The 21899-nt window shown below is 41.3% G+C and carries 19 protein-coding genes; 18 read left to right on the top strand and 1 reads right to left on the bottom strand.

The features are described from left to right. The first annotated feature begins 3 nt into the window (after positions 1-3). The 15 genes from purH to AUO94_RS04160 all read left to right on the top strand — a co-directional run bounded on the left by purH (position 4) and on the right by AUO94_RS04160 (position 18496). Positions 4-1539 carry a bifunctional phosphoribosylaminoimidazolecarboxamide formyltransferase/IMP cyclohydrolase gene (gene purH / locus AUO94_RS04230; RefSeq protein ID WP_058386054.1) on the top strand — a complete coding sequence of 512 codons (1536 nt, stop codon included), beginning with the start codon at positions 4-6 and terminating at the stop codon, positions 1537-1539. A gap of 16 nt (positions 1540-1555) precedes the next feature. After that, positions 1556-2806, top strand: a complete 1251-nt coding sequence (gene purD / locus AUO94_RS04225; RefSeq protein ID WP_058386053.1) for a phosphoribosylamine--glycine ligase — start codon at positions 1556-1558, stop codon at positions 2804-2806. A gap of 308 nt (positions 2807-3114) precedes the next feature. Continuing rightward, a complete protein-coding gene (locus tag AUO94_RS04220; RefSeq protein ID WP_058386944.1) occupies positions 3115-3708 on the top strand; it encodes a GNAT family N-acetyltransferase in 594 nt (197 codons plus the stop codon). A gap of 147 nt (positions 3709-3855) precedes the next feature. Further along, positions 3856-5586: an adenine deaminase C-terminal domain-containing protein gene (locus AUO94_RS04215; RefSeq protein ID WP_058386052.1), complete on the top strand. Its 1731-nt coding sequence runs from the start codon at positions 3856-3858 to the stop codon at positions 5584-5586. A 5-nt stretch (positions 5587-5591) separates the two neighbouring features. After that, complete coding sequence (locus tag AUO94_RS04210; protein WP_058386051.1) at positions 5592-6611, top strand: DUF3048 domain-containing protein; 1020 nt, start codon at positions 5592-5594, stop codon at positions 6609-6611. Between the two features lie 32 nt (positions 6612-6643). After that, on the top strand, positions 6644-6964 hold the full coding sequence (locus AUO94_RS04205) for a YerC/YecD family TrpR-related protein (protein WP_008432175.1): 321 nt from the start codon (positions 6644-6646) through the stop codon (positions 6962-6964). A 75-nt stretch (positions 6965-7039) separates the two neighbouring features. Further along, the gene (gene pcrB / locus AUO94_RS04200; RefSeq protein WP_058386050.1) at positions 7040-7744 is read left to right on the top strand and encodes a heptaprenylglyceryl phosphate synthase; all 705 of its coding nucleotides are present in this window, start codon (positions 7040-7042) and stop codon (positions 7742-7744) included. Positions 7745-7772: 28 nt separating this feature from the next. Then, complete coding sequence (gene pcrA, locus AUO94_RS04195; RefSeq protein ID WP_058386049.1) at positions 7773-9986, top strand: DNA helicase PcrA; 2214 nt, start codon at positions 7773-7775, stop codon at positions 9984-9986. 15 nt (positions 9987-10001) lie between these two features. Next, the gene (gene ligA / locus AUO94_RS04190) at positions 10002-12008 is read left to right on the top strand and encodes an NAD-dependent DNA ligase LigA (protein ID WP_058386048.1); all 2007 of its coding nucleotides are present in this window, start codon (positions 10002-10004) and stop codon (positions 12006-12008) included. Positions 12009-12020: 12 nt separating this feature from the next. After that, complete coding sequence (locus AUO94_RS04185; RefSeq protein ID WP_058386047.1) at positions 12021-13151, top strand: CamS family sex pheromone protein; 1131 nt, start codon at positions 12021-12023, stop codon at positions 13149-13151. A gap of 101 nt (positions 13152-13252) precedes the next feature. Beyond that, a complete protein-coding gene (gene gatC / locus AUO94_RS04180) occupies positions 13253-13543 on the top strand; it encodes an Asp-tRNA(Asn)/Glu-tRNA(Gln) amidotransferase subunit GatC (protein ID WP_058386046.1) in 291 nt (96 codons plus the stop codon). Between the two features lie 19 nt (positions 13544-13562). Continuing rightward, entirely contained in the window at positions 13563-15032 is a 1470-nt protein-coding gene (gene gatA, locus AUO94_RS04175; protein WP_058386045.1) for an Asp-tRNA(Asn)/Glu-tRNA(Gln) amidotransferase subunit GatA, read from the top strand. Further along, complete coding sequence (gene gatB, locus AUO94_RS04170; protein WP_058386044.1) at positions 15029-16459, top strand: Asp-tRNA(Asn)/Glu-tRNA(Gln) amidotransferase subunit GatB; 1431 nt, start codon at positions 15029-15031, stop codon at positions 16457-16459. Before gatA ends, gatB begins: the two co-directional genes overlap by 4 nt. Positions 16460-16931: 472 nt before the next feature. Continuing rightward, the gene (locus AUO94_RS04165; RefSeq protein ID WP_058386043.1) at positions 16932-17492 is read left to right on the top strand and encodes a thioredoxin family protein; all 561 of its coding nucleotides are present in this window, start codon (positions 16932-16934) and stop codon (positions 17490-17492) included. A gap of 89 nt (positions 17493-17581) precedes the next feature. Further along, a complete protein-coding gene (locus tag AUO94_RS04160; RefSeq protein ID WP_058386042.1) occupies positions 17582-18496 on the top strand; it encodes a diacylglycerol kinase in 915 nt (304 codons plus the stop codon). Between the two features lie 201 nt (positions 18497-18697). Here the strand turns inward: AUO94_RS04160 and AUO94_RS04155 are convergent, their stop codons facing one another. Continuing rightward, positions 18698-19126 carry an NUDIX hydrolase gene (locus AUO94_RS04155; protein WP_058386041.1) on the bottom strand — a complete coding sequence of 143 codons (429 nt, stop codon included), beginning with the start codon at positions 19124-19126 and terminating at the stop codon, positions 18698-18700. Between the two features lie 203 nt (positions 19127-19329). On the opposite strand from AUO94_RS04155, the gene AUO94_RS04150 reads away from it, so the two are divergent. From AUO94_RS04150 to cydS, 3 genes are read left to right on the top strand one after another with little or no spacing between them, the layout of a single operon-like run. After that, the gene (locus tag AUO94_RS04150) at positions 19330-20676 is read left to right on the top strand and encodes a cytochrome ubiquinol oxidase subunit I (RefSeq protein WP_058386040.1); all 1347 of its coding nucleotides are present in this window, start codon (positions 19330-19332) and stop codon (positions 20674-20676) included. After that, entirely contained in the window at positions 20673-21701 is a 1029-nt protein-coding gene (locus AUO94_RS04145) for a cytochrome d ubiquinol oxidase subunit II (RefSeq protein ID WP_058386039.1), read from the top strand. The genes AUO94_RS04150 and AUO94_RS04145 overlap by 4 nt, the downstream gene beginning before the upstream one ends. Positions 21702-21716: 15 nt before the next feature. After that, a complete protein-coding gene (cydS, locus tag AUO94_RS17765) occupies positions 21717-21827 on the top strand; it encodes a cytochrome bd oxidase small subunit CydS family protein (protein WP_410477416.1) in 111 nt (36 codons plus the stop codon). Positions 21828-21899: the final 72 nt, after the last annotated feature.

The following is a 21899-nucleotide window of genomic DNA, read 5'->3' as shown; positions in this document are numbered from 1 at the left end:
TTTGTGAAAAAAAGAGCATTACTCAGCGTATCGGATAAATCAGGGATTTTGGAATTTGCACAGGAATTGGAAAAAATGGGCTATGAACTGTTATCGACAGGCGGCACTAAAAAATTTCTTGAAGAAAACGGCGTTGCGATTACAGCCGTAGACGAAGTTACGAAATTTCCAGAAATTTTAGGTGGACGTGTAAAAACCTTGCATCCGCTTGTACACGGTGGACTATTAGCCAAACATGATGATGCAGAACATCAAAGTCAAATGGCTGAAAACGGCATTTCGCCGATTGATATTGTCTGTGTTAATTTATACCCGTTCCGTGAAACCATCGTAAAACCAGACGTGACAGTTGATGATGCGATTGAAAACATCGATATTGGCGGTCCAACCATGTTGCGTTCTGCTGCAAAAAATCACGCATACGTAACGGTTATCGTGGATGCAGCTGATTATGCTGGAGTATTGACGGAATTACAAAACAAACAATCTACAACTCCTGAAACGAGACGTCGTTTAGCAGCGAAAGTTTTCCGCCATACAGCGGCTTACGATTCATATATCTCTAATTATTTGACTGACTTGACAGGTGAAGAATATCCGGATCAATTGACGCTTACGTACGAATTGTCTCAAACGCTTCGTTACGGTGAAAATCCTCATCAAAAAGCTGCTTTTTACCGTAGTCCGCTTGGCTCAAATTTTTCAATTGCCAACGCACATCAAGTACATGGCAAGGAATTATCGTACAACAATATTCAAGATGCCAATGCTGCTCTTCAAATGATTAAAGAATTCAAAATGCCAGCAGCAGTTGCCGTCAAACACATGAATCCCTGTGGTGTTGGTACAGGTGAAACAATCGCAGATGCCTTTGGTAAAGCTTATGAAGCCGATTCAACGTCAATTTTTGGTGGAATTGTTGCTTTAAATCGTGAAGTAGATGCGGATACAGCCAAACAATTAGCGACGATTTTCTTAGAGATTATTATTGCACCATCATTTTCTGATGAAGCAATTGAATTACTGACCCAAAAGAAAAATATCCGTCTATTAACGATTCCATTCGATAGTAAAATTAGCGACAAATGGAACACGGTAACAGTAGAAGGTGGATTATTAATTCAACAACCAGATGTTTTTGGCTATGACGATGCGGATATTCAAGTTGCTACAGATCGTCAACCGACAGCAGCAGAGCTTGAAGCGTTGAAACTGGGCTGGAATGTTGTAAAACACGTAAAATCTAATGCGATTGTTGTGTGTAATTCGGAAATGACATTAGGAATTGGTGCAGGTCAAATGAACCGTGTTGGTTCTGCTAAAATTGCGTTAGACCAAGCAGGCAGTGCTGCAGAAGGCGCGGTTATGGCATCAGATGCGTTTTTCCCGATGAATGATACGGTAGAAGCAGCTGCAAAAGCAGGCATAAAAGCGATTATTCAACCAGGTGGTTCGAAAAAAGATCAAGATTCGATCGATAAAGCGAACGAGTACGGAATTGCTATGGTGTTTACTGGCGTCCGTCATTTCAAACATTAATCGGGGTGAAACAAGTATGAAGGTATTGGTCATTGGAAGAGGTGGGCGAGAACACGCCATCGTCCGTCAGTTCTCGAAATCTGCTTCGGTCACTAAAGTTTATGCAGCTCCAGGCAATGATGGAATGCGGGAAGATGCTGAAGTCCTTGCTATTGATGAAATGGATTTTGCGGGTCTTGCAGAATTTGCAAAAGAGCAGCAAGTCGATTTTAGTTTTGTCGGACCTGAACAGCCTTTATCAGAAGGAATCGTCGACTTTTTTGAAGCCAAAGGATTGCGCATTTTTGGTCCGTCTAAAGTGGCTGCGCAAATTGAAGGCAGCAAAGCTTTTGCAAAAGAATTAATGAAAAAATACGAAATTCCAACTGCTGGCTATGAGACTTTTACAGAAACTGCATCAGCTATTGAATTTGTTCGTCAACACGGTGCTCCGATTGTCATTAAAGCAGATGGACTTGCGGCTGGGAAAGGTGTCGTTGTGGCAATGACGGAAGAGGAAGCTGTTTCTGCCATTAATGACATGTTAGAAGGTCAAAAGTTCGGAGACTCTGGCTCAAAAGTGGTTATTGAAGAGTTTTTAGACGGTGAAGAATTTTCGTTTATGTCTTTCGTTCATAGCGGTCAAATTTATCCAATGGTCATTTCGCAAGATCATAAACGAGCTTACGATGGAGATCGTGGACCAAACACAGGGGGAATGGGCGCCTATTCACCTGTTCCACAAATTTCACAAGCAATTGTGGATCAAACCTATGCTGAAATTGTAGAACCTGCAGTTAAAGCGATGGCGTCTGAAGAAACACCGTTTAATGGCATCCTTTATACAGGTGTTATTTTAACGAAAAAAGGTCCAAAAGTGATTGAATTTAATGCGCGTTTTGGCGATCCGGAAACGCAAGTTGTTTTACCACGCATGAAGTCAGATTTTGGGCTATTCATGGATGCCATTTTAAAAGGTCAATCGGCTGAACTAGAGTGGGACGAACAAGCCGTACTTGGTGTTGTTGTTGCAGCTGATAATTATCCAGAGACTGTTGAAAAAGGCGCATGCTTACCAGACTTGACGAAACTCACTGGAGTGGAAGTAACTCACGCGGGAACTAAGCTGTCATATGGCAAGTACGTTGGAAACGGAGGACGTGTGCTGCTCGTTTCAGCAAATGGTTCTTCTATTCAAGACGCTCAGAGAAAAGTTTATGAACAGTTGAACAGTGTAGAGTGGAACGGCTTTTTCTACCGGACAGACATTGGATGGCGTGCAAAATAATTTTATCTCCCATTAATGGCCAGTAGCAATTTTACTGGCTATTAATGTCTAATTGGATCATCTAACATTCAAGAGAAAAAGCCGCTAAATTGAAGTTTATATACATATATGCTATACTTACTGATGACACAAATTCGACAAGAAGATGTGTCATTTTTGTTTTATTGTCTGCCCTATAGGCAATGATTCTAAAGTTGAGGATTTTCAACAGCCCACTTTTACCTCTATATAAACTCCAGAATGACAAACCTATGAAGACCCCAGAAACAAAATTAGCAGGGCATTTAAAAATTGAAGGGAGACAAACTATGAATTGGTATGAAAAGTTAAATCAGTATTTTCCAGTTGAAGAAATGAAGTCGAAAGAGCATATGGATGCATTATTAAAAGAAAAAGGGAGCGTCTACTACAAAGATGAGGGTCCTTATCATGTCTTAATGTATGCAGAATTTCCGCATTTCACATTTGTAGATTACTTGTTTGTGTCAAAAGAATCCCGCGGAATGGGTCTTGGCAGAAAGACTTTGCAGATGTTGAAAGACAAGAAAAAACCCATCATTCTTGAAGTTGAGCCGGTCAATTACGAAGATACTGACACGGAGAAACGTCTGCGATTTTATGCGCGCGAAGGATTTGAACATGCGTCATCTATTGGCTATTGCCGTCGTTCATTAGCAACAGGTGAAGAAAATTCCATGGAAATTCTTTACTGGACGCCAAGCGGTGAAACAGAAGAACAGATTTTTGAAGGCATGCAAAAAATGTACGAAGACATCCATACGTATAAAGATGAACAATTTTACGGAGAATCATATGATTCTGTTACGGATGTTTTGACTTTCCAAGAAGAAGAGAAAAAAGACGTTTTGAAACCTTTTAGCGATCCAATCAATAATCAGTAGCTGATAAAAAATCCACGCGCTATGCGTGGATTTTTTGTGTCCTGAGTAACTTAAAACATGCTTGTTTTTACAGGGAATAACTGTATTTCATTGTATAATTATGCTACGATATTAAGTATTGAACTAGTAGAAAGTAGGTGCCGGCAAATGGTAAATCCGTTATGGAAGAACACAGAGATTCGAAATCAGTTGAAGATTGTTACAAAAGAAATCGCGCCGGATCTCGTTTTGATAAATGCAACGTACCTTCATGGGATTTTTAAGAAATGGGTAACAGGTACTATATGGATTTCTGGAGATCGCATTGTTTATGCTGGGAAAGAAATGCCGAAAATTGACGATGCTACTGAAGTGGTCGATATGACGGATAAACTTATCGTTCCAGGATACATAGAACCTCACGTTCATCCTTCACAATTGTATAATCCACAAAGCTTTGCAGATTATGCGGCTCAAGGAGGAACGACAATGTTCCTTTCGGACAACTTAACCTTCTTTTTAGCGCTAGAAAACAAGAAGGCGTTTTCATTGCTAGATCAATTAGCGAAATTGCCATTTAGCTTTTATTGGTGGACACGTTTTGATTCGCAGACAGAATTGAATAATGAAGATCAGTTATTTACTTCCACATCAGTGGGCGAATGGTTAGATCGTCAAGATGTATTACTTGGTGGGGAACTGACGGGTTGGCCAAAACTAATGGCAGGCGATGATCAGATGTTGTATTGGATTCAAAAAGCCAAAATGGGCTTGAAAAAAATCGAAGGTCATTTCCCAGGTGCTTCGGAAAAGACTCTGGCGCGGATGAGACTGCTTGGAGCTGATGGAGATCATGAGGCGATGACGGTAGATGAAGTCGAAATGCGTTTGCTTCATGGCTATGGCGTTACACTTCGGCATTCTTCGATTCGACCTGATCTGCCAAATCTTTTAAAAGGAATTGTCGAGCGAGAGTTAAACGTTTTTGACAAGTTAATGATGACGACTGATGGCTCAACTCCAGCCTTTCATGTAGACGGGGTTATGGATTTGTGCATTAAAATTGCACTTGAGGCCGGTGTGCCACCGATTGATGCGTATATGATGGCGTCTTATAACGTGGCACGCTATTACAATGTAACAAGCTTGCATGGTTTAATCGCAACGGGGCGTTACGCCAATTTGAATATTCTCGATAGCATGGATAATCCGGTGCCATCTGGGGTCATCTCAAAAGGCGTATGGCTGAAAAAAGATGGAAAAAAAGTTCAATCTTTGCCGAATATCGATTGGTCGATTTTGCCTGACCTTGATCTTGACTATGAACTAACTGAAGGTGATTTCCAATTTTCGATGCCTTTTGGAATTGAAATGATTAATGATGTCATTACGAAACCTTATACGGTCAGTGTTGATACACATGACGCCAACTTATCAAAATCGCATGATGAAAGCTTTTTGATGCTTATCGATAAAAAAGGACAATGGCGTGTGAATACGTTGATTAAAGGTTTTGCACCGGGCTTGGACGGCTTTGCTTCTTCGTATACCAATACAGGTGATATTATTCTGATCGGAAAAAATCGCGAAGATATGTGGCTTGCATTTAACGAATTAAAGCGCATAAAAGGTGGTATTATTCTGACCGAAAACGGCGAAATTATCGAATCTCTGCCGCTGCCTTATGGCGGTGTGATGTCAGATCTGTCAATGGAAGAGTTGATTGATCAAGAGAAAGCATTAAAAAAGTCATTAAACGAACGTGGTTATAAGCATGGTGATGCGGTTTATACGTTATTGTTTTTGCAGGCAACTCATTTACCGTATGTACGGATTACGCAAAAGGGCATTTACGATGTCATGAATAAAAAAATCTTGTTTCCATCATTTATGAGGTAAGCGATATGAAAAATTGGGTTTTTACGTTGCTAGTCCTCGGAGTACTAGCAGCATTTACTACAGGCTTTTGGCTGATTATGAAAAAGGATCCCACTGAAGAGCCAGTGGGGGACCAGGTTTTAACGACTGCTCCGTTCACGGGAGAACGGGCAGTGCCACCAACAAATCGCCGAACTGTCATGGCGGTCATTAATAATCATCCAGATGCCCGCCCGCAGACAGGGCTGACAAATGCAGACATGGTCTTTGAAATGATTGCCGAATATGATATTACGCGGTTTGTTGCGCTTTATCAAAGTGATTTTCCAGAAACACTGGGGCCGATTCGTAGTGCACGGGAATATTTTGTCCAACTGGCCGCGGCATACGATGGCTTTTTTGTAGCTCACGGCTATAGTCCAGATGCCAAAGTACTGCTAGAATCTGGAGTGGTTGATCATGTCAATGGTATCCAACATGACGGAACTTTATTTCAGCGATCATCCGACCGAGTGGCGCCTCACAACTCCTATATCTCAATGGAAAATGTTTCAAGAGCCATGAAGATTACGCAAGCTTCTACGGAATACAGTGGGAAATCGCCTTATTATTTCTATGACTCGTTCGAAAATGCTAAACTAGAGGAACAGGCTCTTTCGGTAAGTGTGGAGTATGGAACAAATGAGCTGTTTTTTAGTGACTATGTCTATGATAGACAAACGCATTTGTATAGCCGGTCTTCCGGTGGCGAACTGACGACCGATAAAGAAACATCAGAAATTGTCGAAGTTTCAAATATTTTAGTGTTTGAAGCGCCTCACCAAACGATCGATTCGAAAGGGCGCCAATCCATTGATTTGACGAATGGTGGAGCGGCTTTACTTTTCCAAGCAGGAGGCGTTCGTGAAATAGAGTGGAGTTCACTTGATGGAATGCTCGTGCCAACTGCAAATGGAGAGCCGGTAAAACTAGTGCCAGGAAAAACGTGGATTCATATCGTTCCGACTGCCCCAGGAATAGAGCAAACTGTCAGCTATACGCATTGATGATCAGAGCAAGGAAAGGATGATGAAGCTGCATGCAAGTCGACAAAATAAGAGGCCATCAGACAGATCAGTTGATTGAAGCTGTTTTGGCTTTAAAAGATAAAGAAGAGGCTTATCGCTTTTTTGATGATTTGTGCACAATTAGTGAAATCCAATCGATGTCCCAGCGTTTGGAAGTAGCACATATGCTGCGCATGAAAAAAACATATGAAAAAATAAAGAACGAAACAGGCGCGAGTACTGCAACAATTTCTCGTGTGCGCCGTTGCTTGAACTACGGCAATGACGCTTATGACGGAATGTTGGAACGTCTGTATCCAGATGAAAAACCATTTGAACTTCCAAAAGACTGAACAGAGAGCCGACTCTGTTCGGTTTTTTTGTTATACTAAATAGATGATAACTGAGATAAAGTTAGGTGATAAATGGTGGATTTCAAAACATGGCAACATGTCTTTAAATTAGATCCGGCAAAAGAGATCACAGATGAACATTTGGAACGAATTTGCAGATCCGGGACGGATGCCATCTTGATTGGTGGCAGTGATCATGTCACACTCGATAATGTCCTTTGCTTAACAGAACGTGTACAGCGCTACGATGTGCCACTCGTGCTCGAAGTTTCAGCAATTGCCGCTGTGGCGCCTGGCTTTGATTATTATTTTATCCCAACGGTTTTAAACAGCGACAATCCACTGTGGATTAAAGGACTTCATCATAGCGCAATTCGTGAATATGGCGAAATTTTAGAGTGGGATGAACTGATTCCAGAAGGCTATTGTATTCTAAACGCTGACTGTAAAGCAGCAAAACTAACTGGAGCAAAAACAGATTTAACGACAGAAGATGTTTTAGCATATGCGCGCATGGCTGAACATTTTTTCCGTTTGCCTATTTTTTACTTGGAATACAGCGGTATGTTTGGTGACATGGAGTTAGCAGAAAAAGTGAAAAGTGTTCTATGTGAAACCCGCTTGTTTTATGGCGGGGGCATTGATTCAGCAAATATGGCAAAAAAAGCATCTGCAATTGCGGATACCATTGTTGTCGGCAACATCATATATGAAAATATCGAAAAAGCGATGGAAACCGTCGAGGCAGTTGCGGAAACGGCTGATGAATCGTTATACTAGTAAGAACAAATGTTCGAGGTGGTGCGAAATGGAATTGATAACAAAAAGTTTACTAAACGGAATGAATCCGGAACAAGCAGAAGCAGTCAAAACGACAGAAGGTCCTCTACTAATCATGGCAGGTGCGGGATCAGGTAAAACACGTGTATTGACGCACCGTATTGCTTATTTGGTGCTGGAAAAGCAAGTGTATCCATCTAATATTTTAGCCATTACGTTTACCAATAAAGCAGCGCGTGAAATGCGTAACCGGATTGATGGCTTATTAGGGCATGGAACCGGACAACGCATGTGGGCTTCTACGTTCCACTCAATGTGTGTACGTATATTGAGACGCGATATCGATAAGTTAGGAATGTCGAAAAGTTTTTCGATTTTAGATACGACAGACCAATTGACGGTTATTAAAAATGTCTTAAAACAACAAAATTTAGATCCGAAAAAATACGAACCGCGAACAATGTTAAATGCGATTTCATCTTCAAAAAACGAATGCATTGATGCATCGCAGTTTGCAGCGGACATGAATCAATTTAATCCGTACGAAAAAACAGTATCGGATGTTTATACAGCATATGAAAAACGCTTGAAGAAAAATCAGTCACTGGATTTTGATGATTTGATTATGACGACGTTGAATTTGTTTAATACCGTTCCTGAAGTATTGGAATACTATCAAAATAAATTCCATTATATCCATGTAGATGAATACCAAGACACGAACAACGCCCAGTATCAGCTGGTTCAAAAATTAGCGAGCAAATTTAAAAATATTTGTGTGGTTGGCGATTCAGATCAGTCGATTTATCGCTGGCGTGGAGCGGATATCACGAACATTTTGTCGTTTGAGAAAGATTATCCAAATGCGAAAGTCATTATGCTTGAGCAAAATTATCGCTCGACAAAGCGTATTTTGCAGGCAGCTAATGACGTGATTCAAAAAAACACCAGCCGCTATCCGAAAGAATTGCGGACTGATAACGACGAAGGTCCAGCAATCACTTTGCATAAAGCAGGAGATGAGCGACAGGAAGCACAATTTGTTGTTCAAACGATCCAGCGGTTAATGGAGGAAGAACAATACAAAACTTCTGATTTTGCGATTTTGTACCGTACGAATGCGCAGTCACGAATTATGGAGGAGATGTTCGTTAAATCGAATATGTCTTATACCATCGTTGGCGGAACAAAGTTCTACGATCGTAAAGAAATTAAAGATTTACTGGCGTATTTGCGCTTGATCGCCAACAACGACGATGATTTGTCTTTAGCTCGTGTCATCAACGAACCAAAGCGTGGAATTGGTGCAACTTCATTCGAGAAAATGGCACGTTTTGCGATTGAACAAGATCGTACGATTATGGATGCATTGCAAGAAGCTGACTTTATGGGGTTAACACCGAAGACGGCACAGACAGCTTTGGAATTCCGCGCGATGATCGATAGTTTTACGCAAATGCAAGAGTATTTATCCGTAACGGAACTGGTAGAAGAAATACTGAAGAAATCGGGCTACCGCCAAATGTTGCAAAACGATAAAACCATAGAAGGCGAAAGCCGTTTAGAAAACTTGGAAGAGTTTTTATCAGTCACGAAAGCTTTTGAAAAGCAAAGTGACGACAAATCATTAGTCGCTTTCTTAACCGATTTAGCATTGATTTCGGATATCGATTCATTAGATGACGAAGAAGATGCAGATGGCCCGATTATTTTAATGACGATGCACGCAGCAAAAGGATTGGAGTTTCCTGTCGTATTCATCATTGGACTGGAAGAAAACGTCTTTCCGCATTCACGATCGAATAACGACGACGAAGAATTAGAAGAAGAACGTCGTCTTGCTTACGTAGGAATTACGCGTGCGGAACAGCGATTGTATTTGACGCATGCGTCTTCACGCACATTGTTTGGGAAAAGTAATTTCAATATGCCTTCACGGTTTATTTCGGAGATTTCAGAAGAGCTGATTGAACAAACACGAGCGCACCATCGTGCTGGTGCTGCAACCAGTTATCGACAAGTACCGAAACGACCCGCTGTAACGCGTCCTAGCTATAATCAGTCAGGCAGTGAAAAGTTGGGTTGGAAAACGGGCGATAAAGCAACGCATAAAAAATGGGGTACCGGAACGGTCGTTAGCGTTAAAGGCGAAGGCGAACAAACCGAACTTGATATTGCCTTTCCAAGTCCTGTCGGCATTAAACGTTTATTGGCGAAATTTGCGCCGATTGAAAAAGTATAATCGGGAGGAAACTAGATGGATCGCTTAAAAGCAGAACAACGTGTAAATGAATTAAACGAAATGCTCCGGAACTATGGTCATGCTTATTATGTACTCGATAAACCGGCCGTTCCGGATGCAATATATGATCAATTACTGAATGAATTAATCGACTTAGAAACGCTTTATCCTGATCTGGTTTTCCCAGATTCACCAACTCAACGTGTTGGCGGAGCACCACTTTCAACTGTCGATAAAGTCACGCATGAACGTCCAATGCTCAGTTTATCTAATGTTTTTGACGAAGAGGATTTACATGAATTTGATAAACGAGTACGCAGTGGTGCAGGTGACAAGATTGAGTATGTTTGCGAGCTGAAAATTGATGGTCTTGCGGTATCACTGTTGTATGAAAACGGTAAATTCGTCAAAGGAGCAACACGCGGAGACGGTCGTATTGGTGAAGATATCACGGTTAATCTACGAACCATCCGTACTATCCCACTCAAATTAAAAGAAGCCGTCTCGCTTGAAGTGCGCGGCGAAGTCTTCATGCCCAAAAAATCCTTCCATGCCTTGAACGAAGAGCGTGGTGAACGAGGCGAAGAGCTATTCGCCAATCCACGAAACGCTGCGGCAGGATCGCTACGTCAATTGGATCCTAAAATTGCAGCGAGCCGAAATTTGGATGTTTTTATTTATGGAATTGGTGGCGACGGGGAAACATATAATTTATCAAACCACGATGAATCCCTTGATTATCTTGCAGGTCTCGGCTTTAAAACAAATAAAGAACGCCAAGTGTGTACGACTGTTGAAGAAGTATTGGCGTATATTAAAAAGTGGACTGACAAACGAAATGACTTGCCCTATGAAATTGACGGCATCGTCATTAAAGTCAATCAATTTTTATACCAGCAAGAACTTGGCTTTACAGCGAAAAGTCCAAAATGGGCAACAGCTTATAAATTTCCGGCAGAAGAAGTAATGACGACTGTACGCGATATTGAATTGAGTGTTGGGCGAACGGGAGTTGTGACACCAACTGCGATATTAGATCCAGTATCGGTTGCAGGAACGACTGTGCAACGTGCTTCTTTGCACAACGAAGATTTGATCAAAGAAAAAGATATTCGAATTGGCGATAAAGTGATCATTCGAAAAGCGGGAGACATTATTCCAGAAGTCGTAGCTGTCATTCTTGATCAACGAACTGAAGAAGAACTGCCTTTTGAAATGCCGACTCATTGTCCGGCATGTGATAGCGAGTTAGTTCGCATCGAAGGAGAAGTTGCGCTTCGCTGCGTCAATCCGCAATGTCCGGCACAAATCACAGAAGGACTCATTCACTTTGTGTCACGTAACGCGATGAATATTGACGGGCTTGGTGAAAAAGTGATTGAGCAATTGTACCGGGAAGGCTTGGTTCACGACATTTCTGATATTTACAAGCTAACAAAAGAACAATTGCTAGAACTAGATCGAATGGGTGACAAGTCTGCATCCAACTTAGTAGCAGCGATTGAGGCTTCTAGAAGCAATTCGATGGAGAAATTGTTGTTTGGTCTGGGTATCCGCCATGTTGGCGAAAGAGGAGCGCGTATTTTATCCGAACATTTTGGAACGTTAGCACAATTAATCGCAGCAACAAAAGAAGAACTAGTCGAAATACATGAAATTGGCGAAAAAATGGCGGATTCTATCGTGATGTATTTTGATAGTGAAGAAGTTCGTGCATTGGTGGAACGTTTGCACGAAGCGAACGTCAATCTAACTTATACGGGTACACGAGTACGTATCGAAGAAGGCGCAAATGCATTTGCAGGAAAGAAAATCGTTTTGACAGGTAAGCTGGAACAAATGACTCGTCAAGAGGCTAGCGCTCAAATTGAGGCACTTGGAGGCAAGCTGTCAGGCAGCGTGAGCAAGAAAACAGATTTGCTTATTGCAGGTGAAGAAGCAGGTTCAAAGCTCGATAAAGCGCGCGAGCTTAAAGTAGAGATTTGGGACGAAGCACGTCTCGTTGAGGAATTGAACAAATAAGGAGATTTTAACATGAAGCGTATGTGGTGGATTCCAATCAGCTTGCTGCTGCTAACGGGATGTGTTCCTTCCGAGACCGATGAGGAAGCAGAAGTAGTAAATGAAAAAGAAGAAGTAGAGACGGCGATTATTCCAAGCATGCAGTTGGATGATCAATATTATCGTACGCTTCTGCCATATAAAGAAAGTGCCACAAGAGGAAAAATCGTTAATCGCCTAAATTCTCGTTACGATATTGTGGAGACAGAAAATGGGTTGTTGCGCTTGTCGCAAAAACAATTTTCGCCTGACGATTATTATTTCCAGGAAGGGCAGAAAATCACGGATGAAGATGCCACTTCCTGGCTACAACGCACCAGTACAGACAATCCAGCAGGTTTAAATGCAGCGGACAAACGAACTGAAGAGCAGAAAAAAGCAGGCGAACGTGCACCTGCAGAAATACTGGCACACATCACCGAACAGAACTATTTAGTGAAGACGGATGAGGGGAAAATTCGGCTTGGTGGTATCTCAATAGGTCTGGCCTTGAATACGATGTATTATAGCTCTGAAGGCGGAATGTCCTATGAACAGGAAATTCCTCAAGCACAAATCGAAAAAGAAGGCAAGCGCATGGCCGACGAAATTGTTAAACGCCTACGTGAAAAAGAAGGACTAGCGGATGTACCGATCGTAGTAGGACTTTTTAAACAAAACGCAGGAAATGCAATGGTACCAGGTACGTATTTTGCTTCTGGTGCTGCACCGGGTGGCAAACAAACTGTTGCCAACTGGAATGCCGTAAACGAAGCGTACGTGCTGTTTCCAACTTCAGGTTCAGATGAACGTTACCGAGACATCGATACGGCTTTTCGCAATTTCAAACAAGACGTGGAAATCTACTTTTCCAATTTTACAAGTGTAATCGGGACAGGGTTTTATCAGAACAATGAACTAAAAGAATTGAAAATTGAAATCCCTATCCAATTTTTTGGAGCAGCTGAAGTGATTGGTTTTACACAATACGTGACTGGTTTAGTGGCAGAACATTTCCCTGAAAATGTATTAGTTGAAGTTAGTGTTACTTCGACTAACGGTCCAGAAGCATTGGTTTTGAAAAAAGCGGGAGAAACTAAACCGTTTGTTCACATTTACGAATAATTTATGTTAAAACAGGGATAGCCATGCGGCTGTCCCTATTTATTTTTTTAGAAAAATGGTATGATATAGCGTATGTTTACTGAATCCGGAGGTGTAGAAAAATGGCGAAAATGACTAAAGAAGAAGTAATTGAAGTCGCTCATTTGGCGAGACTTGCAATTACTGATGAAGAAGCGGAACATTTTGCAGATCAATTAGAAGCAATTACCAACGCAATGGAATTGTTAAGTGAATTGGATACGGAAAATGTTGAACCAACGACGCATGTATTGCAAATGGTCAACGTTTTACGAGAAGATAAATCCATCCCAGGATTAGATCGTGATTTGGTTATGAAAAACGTGAAAGAACATGAAGGCGGACAAGTTAAAGTCCCAACAATTTTAGAGTAGTCGGAAGGAGGCACTAAAGATGTCATTGGTAGAAAAAACAGCTGCACAATTGCAAGAAATGATACATACAAAAGAAATAACGATTGCTGAAATGACCGAAAAAGCATTTGAACGCATCGAAGCTCTTGAACCCAAAGTAGATGCATTTCTTGCGTTAAACAAAGAACGCGCAACACAACTTGCAAAAGAAATGGATAGTGTGCCTTTTGCTGAACGTGGACCTTTATTTGGTTTGCCTATCGGAGTAAAAGACAATATTGTCACAGAAGGTCTTGAAACAACTGCTTCTAGCCGTATTTTAGAAGGATTTAATCCAATCTATGATGCAACAGTCGTAGACAAATTAAAAGCTGCTGGAATGGTGACCGTCGGAAAACTAAATATGGATGAATTTGCAATGGGTTCGTCTAACGAAAACTCGTATTACAAAAAAACAAAAAACCCATGGAATCTTGAAACTGTTCCGGGTGGTTCTTCAGGCGGGTCTGCTGCTGCAGTTGCGTCAGGACAAGTTCCGTTTTCGCTAGGATCAGATACGGGTGGCTCAATTCGTCAACCTGCTGCTTTTTGTGGTGTAGTTGGTATGAAGCCTACTTACGGACGAATTTCGCGTTTTGGGTTGATTGCTTATGCTTCATCGTTAGATCAAATCGGTCCAATTACACGAACTGTAAAAGACAACGCACTCCTGTTAAATGCGATTTCGGGATATGACGACAAAGATTCAACTTCTGCTAATGTTGAAGTTCCGGATTTCACTGCGGCATTGACGGGTGACATTACAGGTCTTCGCATCGGTGTTCCAAAAGAATATTTTGCTGAAGGTGTTGGCGAAGCAGCAAAACAAGCTGTTCTTGATGCTTTGAAAGTGCTTGAAGAACAGGGTGCGATTTGTGAAGAAATTTCACTGCCTCATTCGAAATACGCATTAGCTACGTATTATATTTTGGCTTCTTCTGAAGCTTCATCTAACCTGTCACGTTTCGATGGCATTCGTTATGGCTACCGCACAGAAAAAGCAGGAAGTCTTCTTGAGTTTTACATGAATACGCGCTCTGAAGGATTTGGTGATGAAGTAAAACGCCGCATCATGCTTGGAACGTATGCACTAAGCTCAGGTTATTACGATGCTTACTACAAAAAAGCACAAAAAGTTCGGACATTGATCAAAAAAGACTTTGATGATGCATTTGAAAAATACGATGTCATCGTTGGTCCAACAACGCCAACACCAGCATTTAAAATTGGTGAAATCATTGACGATCCATTAACAATGTATGCAAACGATATTTTAACAATTCCAGTTAACTTAGCAGGTGTTCCAGCTATCTCTATTCCTTGTGGGTTTGAAAATGGTCTACCACTAGGTTTGCAAATTATCGGGAAACATTTTGATGAAGAAACCGTTTATCGTGTTGCAGATGTATATGAACAAGCAACAGATTTCCATAAAAAAACTCCTCAAACATGGGAGGGAGCAGCACAATGAATTTTGAAACAATCATTGGACTTGAAGTCCACGTTGAATTAAAAACAGAATCGAAAATGTTTTCTCCAGCACCGGCTCATTTTGGTGCGGAACCGAATACCAATACAAACGTCATTGACCTTGGCTATCCAGGTGTTTTACCAGTAGTGAATAAAACAGCAGTGGACTGGGCAATGAGAGCGGCACTTGCATTAAACTGCGAAATTACGCGCCACACGAAATTTGATCGCAAAAACTATTTTTATCCAGATAACCCGAAAGCTTATCAAATTTCACAATTTGATCAGCCGATTGGTGAGCATGGCTGGATTGAAATTGAAGTAAAAGGCGAGAAAAAACGGATTGGCATTACCCGTCTTCATATGGAAGAAGATGCAGGGAAACTAACGCACACGGGCAAAGGCCATTCATTGGTTGACTTTAACCGTCAAGGCACACCATTAATCGAAATTGTTTCTGAGCCAGATATTCGTACAGCTGATGAAGCGTATGCGTATCTTGAAAAAATCAAAGCCATTATTCAGTACACAGGCGTTTCTGATGTACGCATGGAAGAAGGATCATTGCGTTGCGACGCGAACATTTCGCTTCGTCCGTTTGGTCAAGAACAATTTGGCACAAAAACCGAATTGAAAAACTTAAACTCGTTCAACTTTGTTCGTAAAGGGATTGAGCATGAGCAAGTTCGTCAAGAGCAAGTGTTATTGTCCGGTGGGATTATCGAGCAAGAAACACGTCGTTACGACGAATCCACAGGAAAAACCTTGTTGATGCGCATTAAAGAAGGATCTGACGATTATCGTTACTTCCCTGAACCTGATCTTGTCGATATCGTTATTGATGATGCTTGGCTAGAACGCGTTCGTTCAGAAATTCCAGAATTGCCAGATGCACGAAAAGCTCGTTATGTTTCAGAGCTAGGCATGTCTTCTTATGACGCTATGGTTCTGACACTAGCAAAACCAATTTCGGATTTCTTCGAAGCAACAGTAACTGCTGGCGCCGACGCAAAACTGTCATCTAACTGGTTGATGGGGGAAGTATCTGCTTACTTGAACGCTGAGCAAAAAGAACTTGAAGATACGGAATTAACACCAGAAGGTTTGGCTGGTATGATCAAATTGATTTCAGATGGCACCATTTCATCTAAAATTGCGAAGAAAGTCTTTAAGGAATTGATTGAAAAAGGCGGCGACGCGAACAATATCGTTAAAGCGAAAGGACTTGTTCAGATCTCTGATGAGAACACATTGCGTGAATTCGTTACAGCAGCTCTTGACAATAATCCACAGTCGATTGAAGACTTTAAAAACGGTAAAGATCGAGCAATTGGTTTCCTTGTCGGGCAAATCATGAAACAAACTAAAGGGCAAGCAAATCCGCCATTGCTTAATAAAATTCTTCTTGAAGAAATTGCTAAAAGATAAGCTTTACCTATGTGAAAGGATGGTCCATTATGGATCATCCTTTTTTATGGGTTGGGTAAAGTTAAAGCGATACCGGCCACTTTGAGCATTGCTCTCGCTAAAGCTAAGAAAAATCCGTTTGTCTTTAGCTTCGTTTAGCCGATGGACGCGCTTCGTGCTGGAATCGGCTTCTTTTAGTTAGGAGAATTGCAGGTAAAAGTTTATTTTATGCTTAGTGAAACTAAGTTAAACTTTAGACGTCTTTAAGTTGACCGTTAATTAGTGGTGACTTACACCGCTGTAAATCAGCATTTCTTCACCTAAGCCTTGAAGACTTTGCTACATAACAGTAAACTGGTAGTAAAGATAAGTTTGGATCAATAGCATGTGCTTGATGGATCTTGTAATTTCAACTGAATTCATGTGAATGAACCTTCTAATTCGAGAGGAACCGACTGTTTAGTAGAAAGTAGGAAGAGGGAGACGTGATTGTATGATGACGGAGCAGCAGTATTTTGAAGCTGGCATTACTTTGGAAAGTTATATGGCTCAAATGGAGTCGAATCAGCAAAAGTCCTATAGCATCTATGAGAAGTTTAACCTTCCAGAAGACTCGGAATTTATGGCGTTGCTAAAAGAAAAGCAACCTCATATTTTGGTTATTACTGAAGATTGGTGTGGCGATGCGATGATGAATAATGCCATCCTGCGAAAAATCACAGATGCGGTTCATTTAGAGGTTCATTGCGTATACCGTGATGAAAATCTCGAATTGATGGATCGTTATTTAACGAATAGCGGACGTTCAATTCCTAAATACATTATTCTTTCAAAAGATGGCAAGGTTCTGGGTACTTGGGGACCACGAGCACCTGAAGTTCAAAACTTTGTCGATGAAAAGAAATCGGTACTTCCGGATAAAGACGACTCCCAATACGAGCATCACTTGAAGACCGTTATTGGTGAGATTTCAGATGGATTTGTATATAACAATGGTTTTTGGCAAATCGTTTATGAAGACTTACGTCAAGCATTTCAAAAAGCACTAACATAAATGAATGATCTATTTTTAGAAAACCTATAACTGCTTACCTAGAAAATGTTTTGTCGATCTTTACAGAAAGTCCAGAAAGGCTGAATCTCATGAAACGTGCACGTATTATATACAATCCAACTTCCGGCCGTGAGTTGTTCCGAAAACACCTGCCTGAAGTTTTAGAAAAAATGGAAAAAGCGGGCTACGAAACATCTTGTCACGCGACAACTTGTGAAGGCGATGCCATTCAAGCCGCAGCTTTTGCTGTGGAGCGGAAGTTTGATTTAGTAATTGCTGTGGGTGGAGACGGTACGTTAAACGAAGTTGTTTCAGGAATCGCTCCTTTTGAAAATCGTCCCAAAGTGGGTCTTATTCCAATGGGAACGACCAATGACTTTGCTCGCGCTGTTCATATTCCACGCGATATAACAAAAGCTGTTGATATTATTCTTAAAGGTGATTCAATTCCTGTGGATATTGGGTTAATGAATGGTGATCGGTATTTTATTAACATTGCAGGGGGCGGCAGGCTGACGGAGCTAACGTATGAAGTTCCAAGCAAGTTAAAAACAGTTCTCGGTCAAATGGCTTATTATTTAAAAGGCATCGAGATGCTGCCTTCGATTCGATCTTCACGTGTTCGGATTGAATACGATGGTCAAGTTTTTGATGACAGTGCCATGATGTTTTTGATCGGATTGACTAATTCGGTTGGAGGATTTGAAAAATTAGCGCCTGATGCTAGTATTAACGACGGGAAGTTTACGTTATTAATTTTAAAAGAGCTCAATATGGCTGAGTTTATCCGTGTTGCCTCTTTAGCTCTTCGGGGTGAACATTTATCGGACTCTCATGTAATTTATGCTAAAGCCAGCAAAATTACAGTAACGACAGAAGAACGAGTATTACTCAATTTAGATGGAGAGTATGGTGGGTTACTGCCAGCTGTATTCGAAAACTTAGCTAGTCATATTGAGATGTATGTACCGATTGATTCATTGAACGAAAAAGACCGTAAATAAAAATAAGTCGTCCGGTAAGTCTCTAAAATAAAACAGACGGTGGAAAAAGAGTTCTTTTTCCACCGTCTGTTTTTTTTGGATTGCTGCCAAGAATATAGAACTCGGTGTGCATTTTTAGAAGCAAAAGAGGCCGTACTCAAAAAGTCATTGTTCATGACTTTTTGGGACAGCCCCGTTTGCTAGTTACTATTTTGCGACATTCTAAAGTAGTTCGATTGCTTTGTCTTGTTCTGCTGCAAGCTGCGGCAGACTTTTAATCGATTCCCAGCGGAATAACAACGTCATGCCGTTATCACGGCCCTGGCTTTTAATCATGTGTTCAAAAAATTCAATAGGTTCTCCGGTATATTCAAATTGAAAAATATTCCGTTCGTATGCCTTATCCTGATGTTCAGGATAATACGTATACTTGTGGATTTTCCCTACAAAGTCAAGAACTTCACGTGGCAAACCTGTTTCTTCTTTTACTTCTCGGTATAATGCATCGATCAATAGTTCGCCGTCTTCGATTGTGCCACCTGGAACTTGCAGGCCAACTTCTGGTTCTCCTTTGTATTCGAATACAAGCAATTCACGATTTTCATCATCGCCTCTTGTGATATAAGCAAATACTTTCCGTTTTGTTCTCATGATGAATCACCCTTTTTCTTTGTTCTTTATAGAATACTAAAAATTGAGAAAAATTTCAATTCTTTTTACTTCGTTTTTGTCACAGCTTATTCAAAGTTGGTTGTGATACCAAGGCTTAGGAAGAGTTTTGGCAAGTGCGTTTGATGTACAATAGGAACTAAGGGAACAGTAAATTACATGTTTGAAAAAAGGAGACGAGTAGATTGGAATTCCAAGATCCAGCTTTTCTGAGTCGTATTCTAACGCTTTTGACTTTATCATTCCATATTCTCTACGCAACAATCGGCGTAGGGGTACCACTCATGATTATGATCGCCCAGTGGGTGGGGATTAAGAAAAAAGATGAACATTATATTTTGATGGCTCGCCGTTGGGCAAGAGGCTTTGTTATAACCGTAGCTGTAGGAGTTGTAACCGGTACGGCGATCGGCTTGCAGTTATCGCTGTTGTGGCCGAATTTTATGCAATTAGCAGGGAACGTCATTGCGTTGCCATTGTTTATGGAAGTTTTTGCGTTTTTCTTCGAGGCAATTTTCCTCGGGATTTACCTTTATACATGGGATCGCTTTGAAGATCAGCGGAAGCATTTCCTGCTACTGATTCCGGTTGCACTGGGTGCAGCCGCATCGTCCGTTTTTATCACCATTGTCAACGCCTTTATGAACCAACCACAGGGCTTTGAAATACTAAATGGTGAAATGGTTAACGTCAGCCCGCTACTGGCGATGTTTAGTCCTGCAGTACCGACAAAAGTAGCGCACGTTATGGCGACAGCTTTCATGACCAGCGCATTTTTACTGGCTTCTATTGCGGCTTTCCGAATGTTACGTGGCTCTACGCATATTTATCACAAAAAAGCTTTGTTCTTGACGATGAAGTTAGCATTGGTATTTTCTGTCGCTACGGCTTTAATTGGTGATTTTTCTGGTAAGTATTTGGCAGAGTATCAGCCGGAAAAATTGGCAGCTGCTGAGTGGCATTTTGAAACCGAAGAAGATGCTGGTTTGGTCATGTTTGGAGTTTTAGATGGTGAAGAAGTGAAGTACGCCATTAAGATTCCATATGCTTTAAGCATACTGGCGCACAGTAATCCATTTGCTGAAGTAACAGGTCTTAATGAGTTCCCAGAGGACGAAATTCCACCATTATGGATCCACTATCTTTTTGATACGATGGTCACTATTGGGATGTGGCTAGCCTTCTTCTCCTTTGTCTATGTTGTGGCGGCTTGGCGTAACTGGTCGTTTATACGGACAAAATGGTTCCGTTGGCTAACAGTAGCAGGAGGTCCTTTGGCACTCGTGGCTATTGAAGCAGGATGGTGGTTTACAGAAGTAGGACGCCAGCCTTGGATTCTTCGAGGTCATATGAAGATTGATGAAGCGGCAACTACTAGTGGTCATGTGGACTTGATGATTGTTTTGTTTGCTGGCTTGTATTTGATTCTAGGAATCGGGACGGTTGTTGTTCTTTCGAGAATGTATAGACGCAACCCCGTTGAAAAAGAATTAGCAGCACGTGAAAATGGCAAAGGCGGTGAAGAAGAATGACTCTAGAAATTATTGGGATTTCTGTTTTATGGTTGTTTCTGTTTCTATACGTCATCGTGGCGTCGATTGACTTCGGCGCCGGCTTCTTTAATGCCTATAGCTCGTTTGTTGGCAAGCAACATATTTTGACAGGGGTTATTCAGCGCTACTTGTCACCAGTTTGGGAAGTTACCAACGTATTTTTTGTTTTCTTCTTTGTCGGGATTATCGGATTTTTTCCGCAAACCGCTTTTTACTACGGTACAACCTTATTAGTTCCAGCTAGTCTAGCATTGATACTGCTGGCGATTCGAGGTTCCTATTACGCTTTTGCGACTTACGGAGCAAAAATCAATCATAGAGGGTATATCTATATGTATGGGTTGTCTGGGCTGTTGTTACCAGCGGCATTATCACCAGTTCTTGCCATGTCTGAAGGTGGCTTTATCCAACTTGATAATGGCCAGCCTTACTTGGATTACTGGGCATTGTTCACCAGTCCGTTAATGTGGAGTATTGTCGTTTTGAGTTTAACAGCAGTTCTTTATATTTCGTCGGTATTTTTAACTTGGTACTCATCGAAAGCTGGTGATGCGAAAGCGACTGATTTGATGCGTAAATATGCACTCGTTTGGGCAGCTCCCGCAATCGTTACTGCAACCGGGATTATTTACGAACTGCGTGGCCACAATCCAGAGCATTACGCTCGTATTCTTGATTTATGGTGGGCATTCGCATTGTCGTTCTTATTGTTTGCTGGAACGGTTTACCTAATTTGGAAAAAGCGTCATTACGGTTGGGCTTTTATTTTGTTAATGGGTCAGTTCTTTACAGCATTCTTCGCCTATGGTGCATCCCATTACCCGTACTTGCTTTATCCGTATTTGACGATATATGACAGCTTTACAAATGAAGCCATGGCGATTGCTTTGATCATTGCATTTATCGCAGGGCTGTTCTTGTTGTTGCCATCGCTTTACTTGTTGTTCCGTCTGTTCTTGTTCGATAAGGACTACGTGGAAGGCAAATCAGATTACCACGCATAAGAGGAGGCATTATTCATGCAGGATTTCATGATATTTTATGCACCATTTCTAGTGTTGTTCGGAGCCATTATTTTTGGTTTCTGGTTCTCTCTGAAAGATGGTCCCGCTAGAAAAGAAAAAAATTAGGAACGCGTACAGGCTTTTGCCTGACGCGTTTTTTTGTTGTATGATAAGTAGATGTGAAATGGAGTGAATTTT

The sequence above is a fragment of the Planococcus kocurii genome, assembly GCF_001465835.2.
Taxonomy (GTDB): domain Bacteria; phylum Bacillota; class Bacilli; order Bacillales_A; family Planococcaceae; genus Planococcus; species Planococcus kocurii.
Note: the sequence above shows the minus strand (reverse complement) of the source record. Positions and strands in the feature narration are given on the sequence as shown.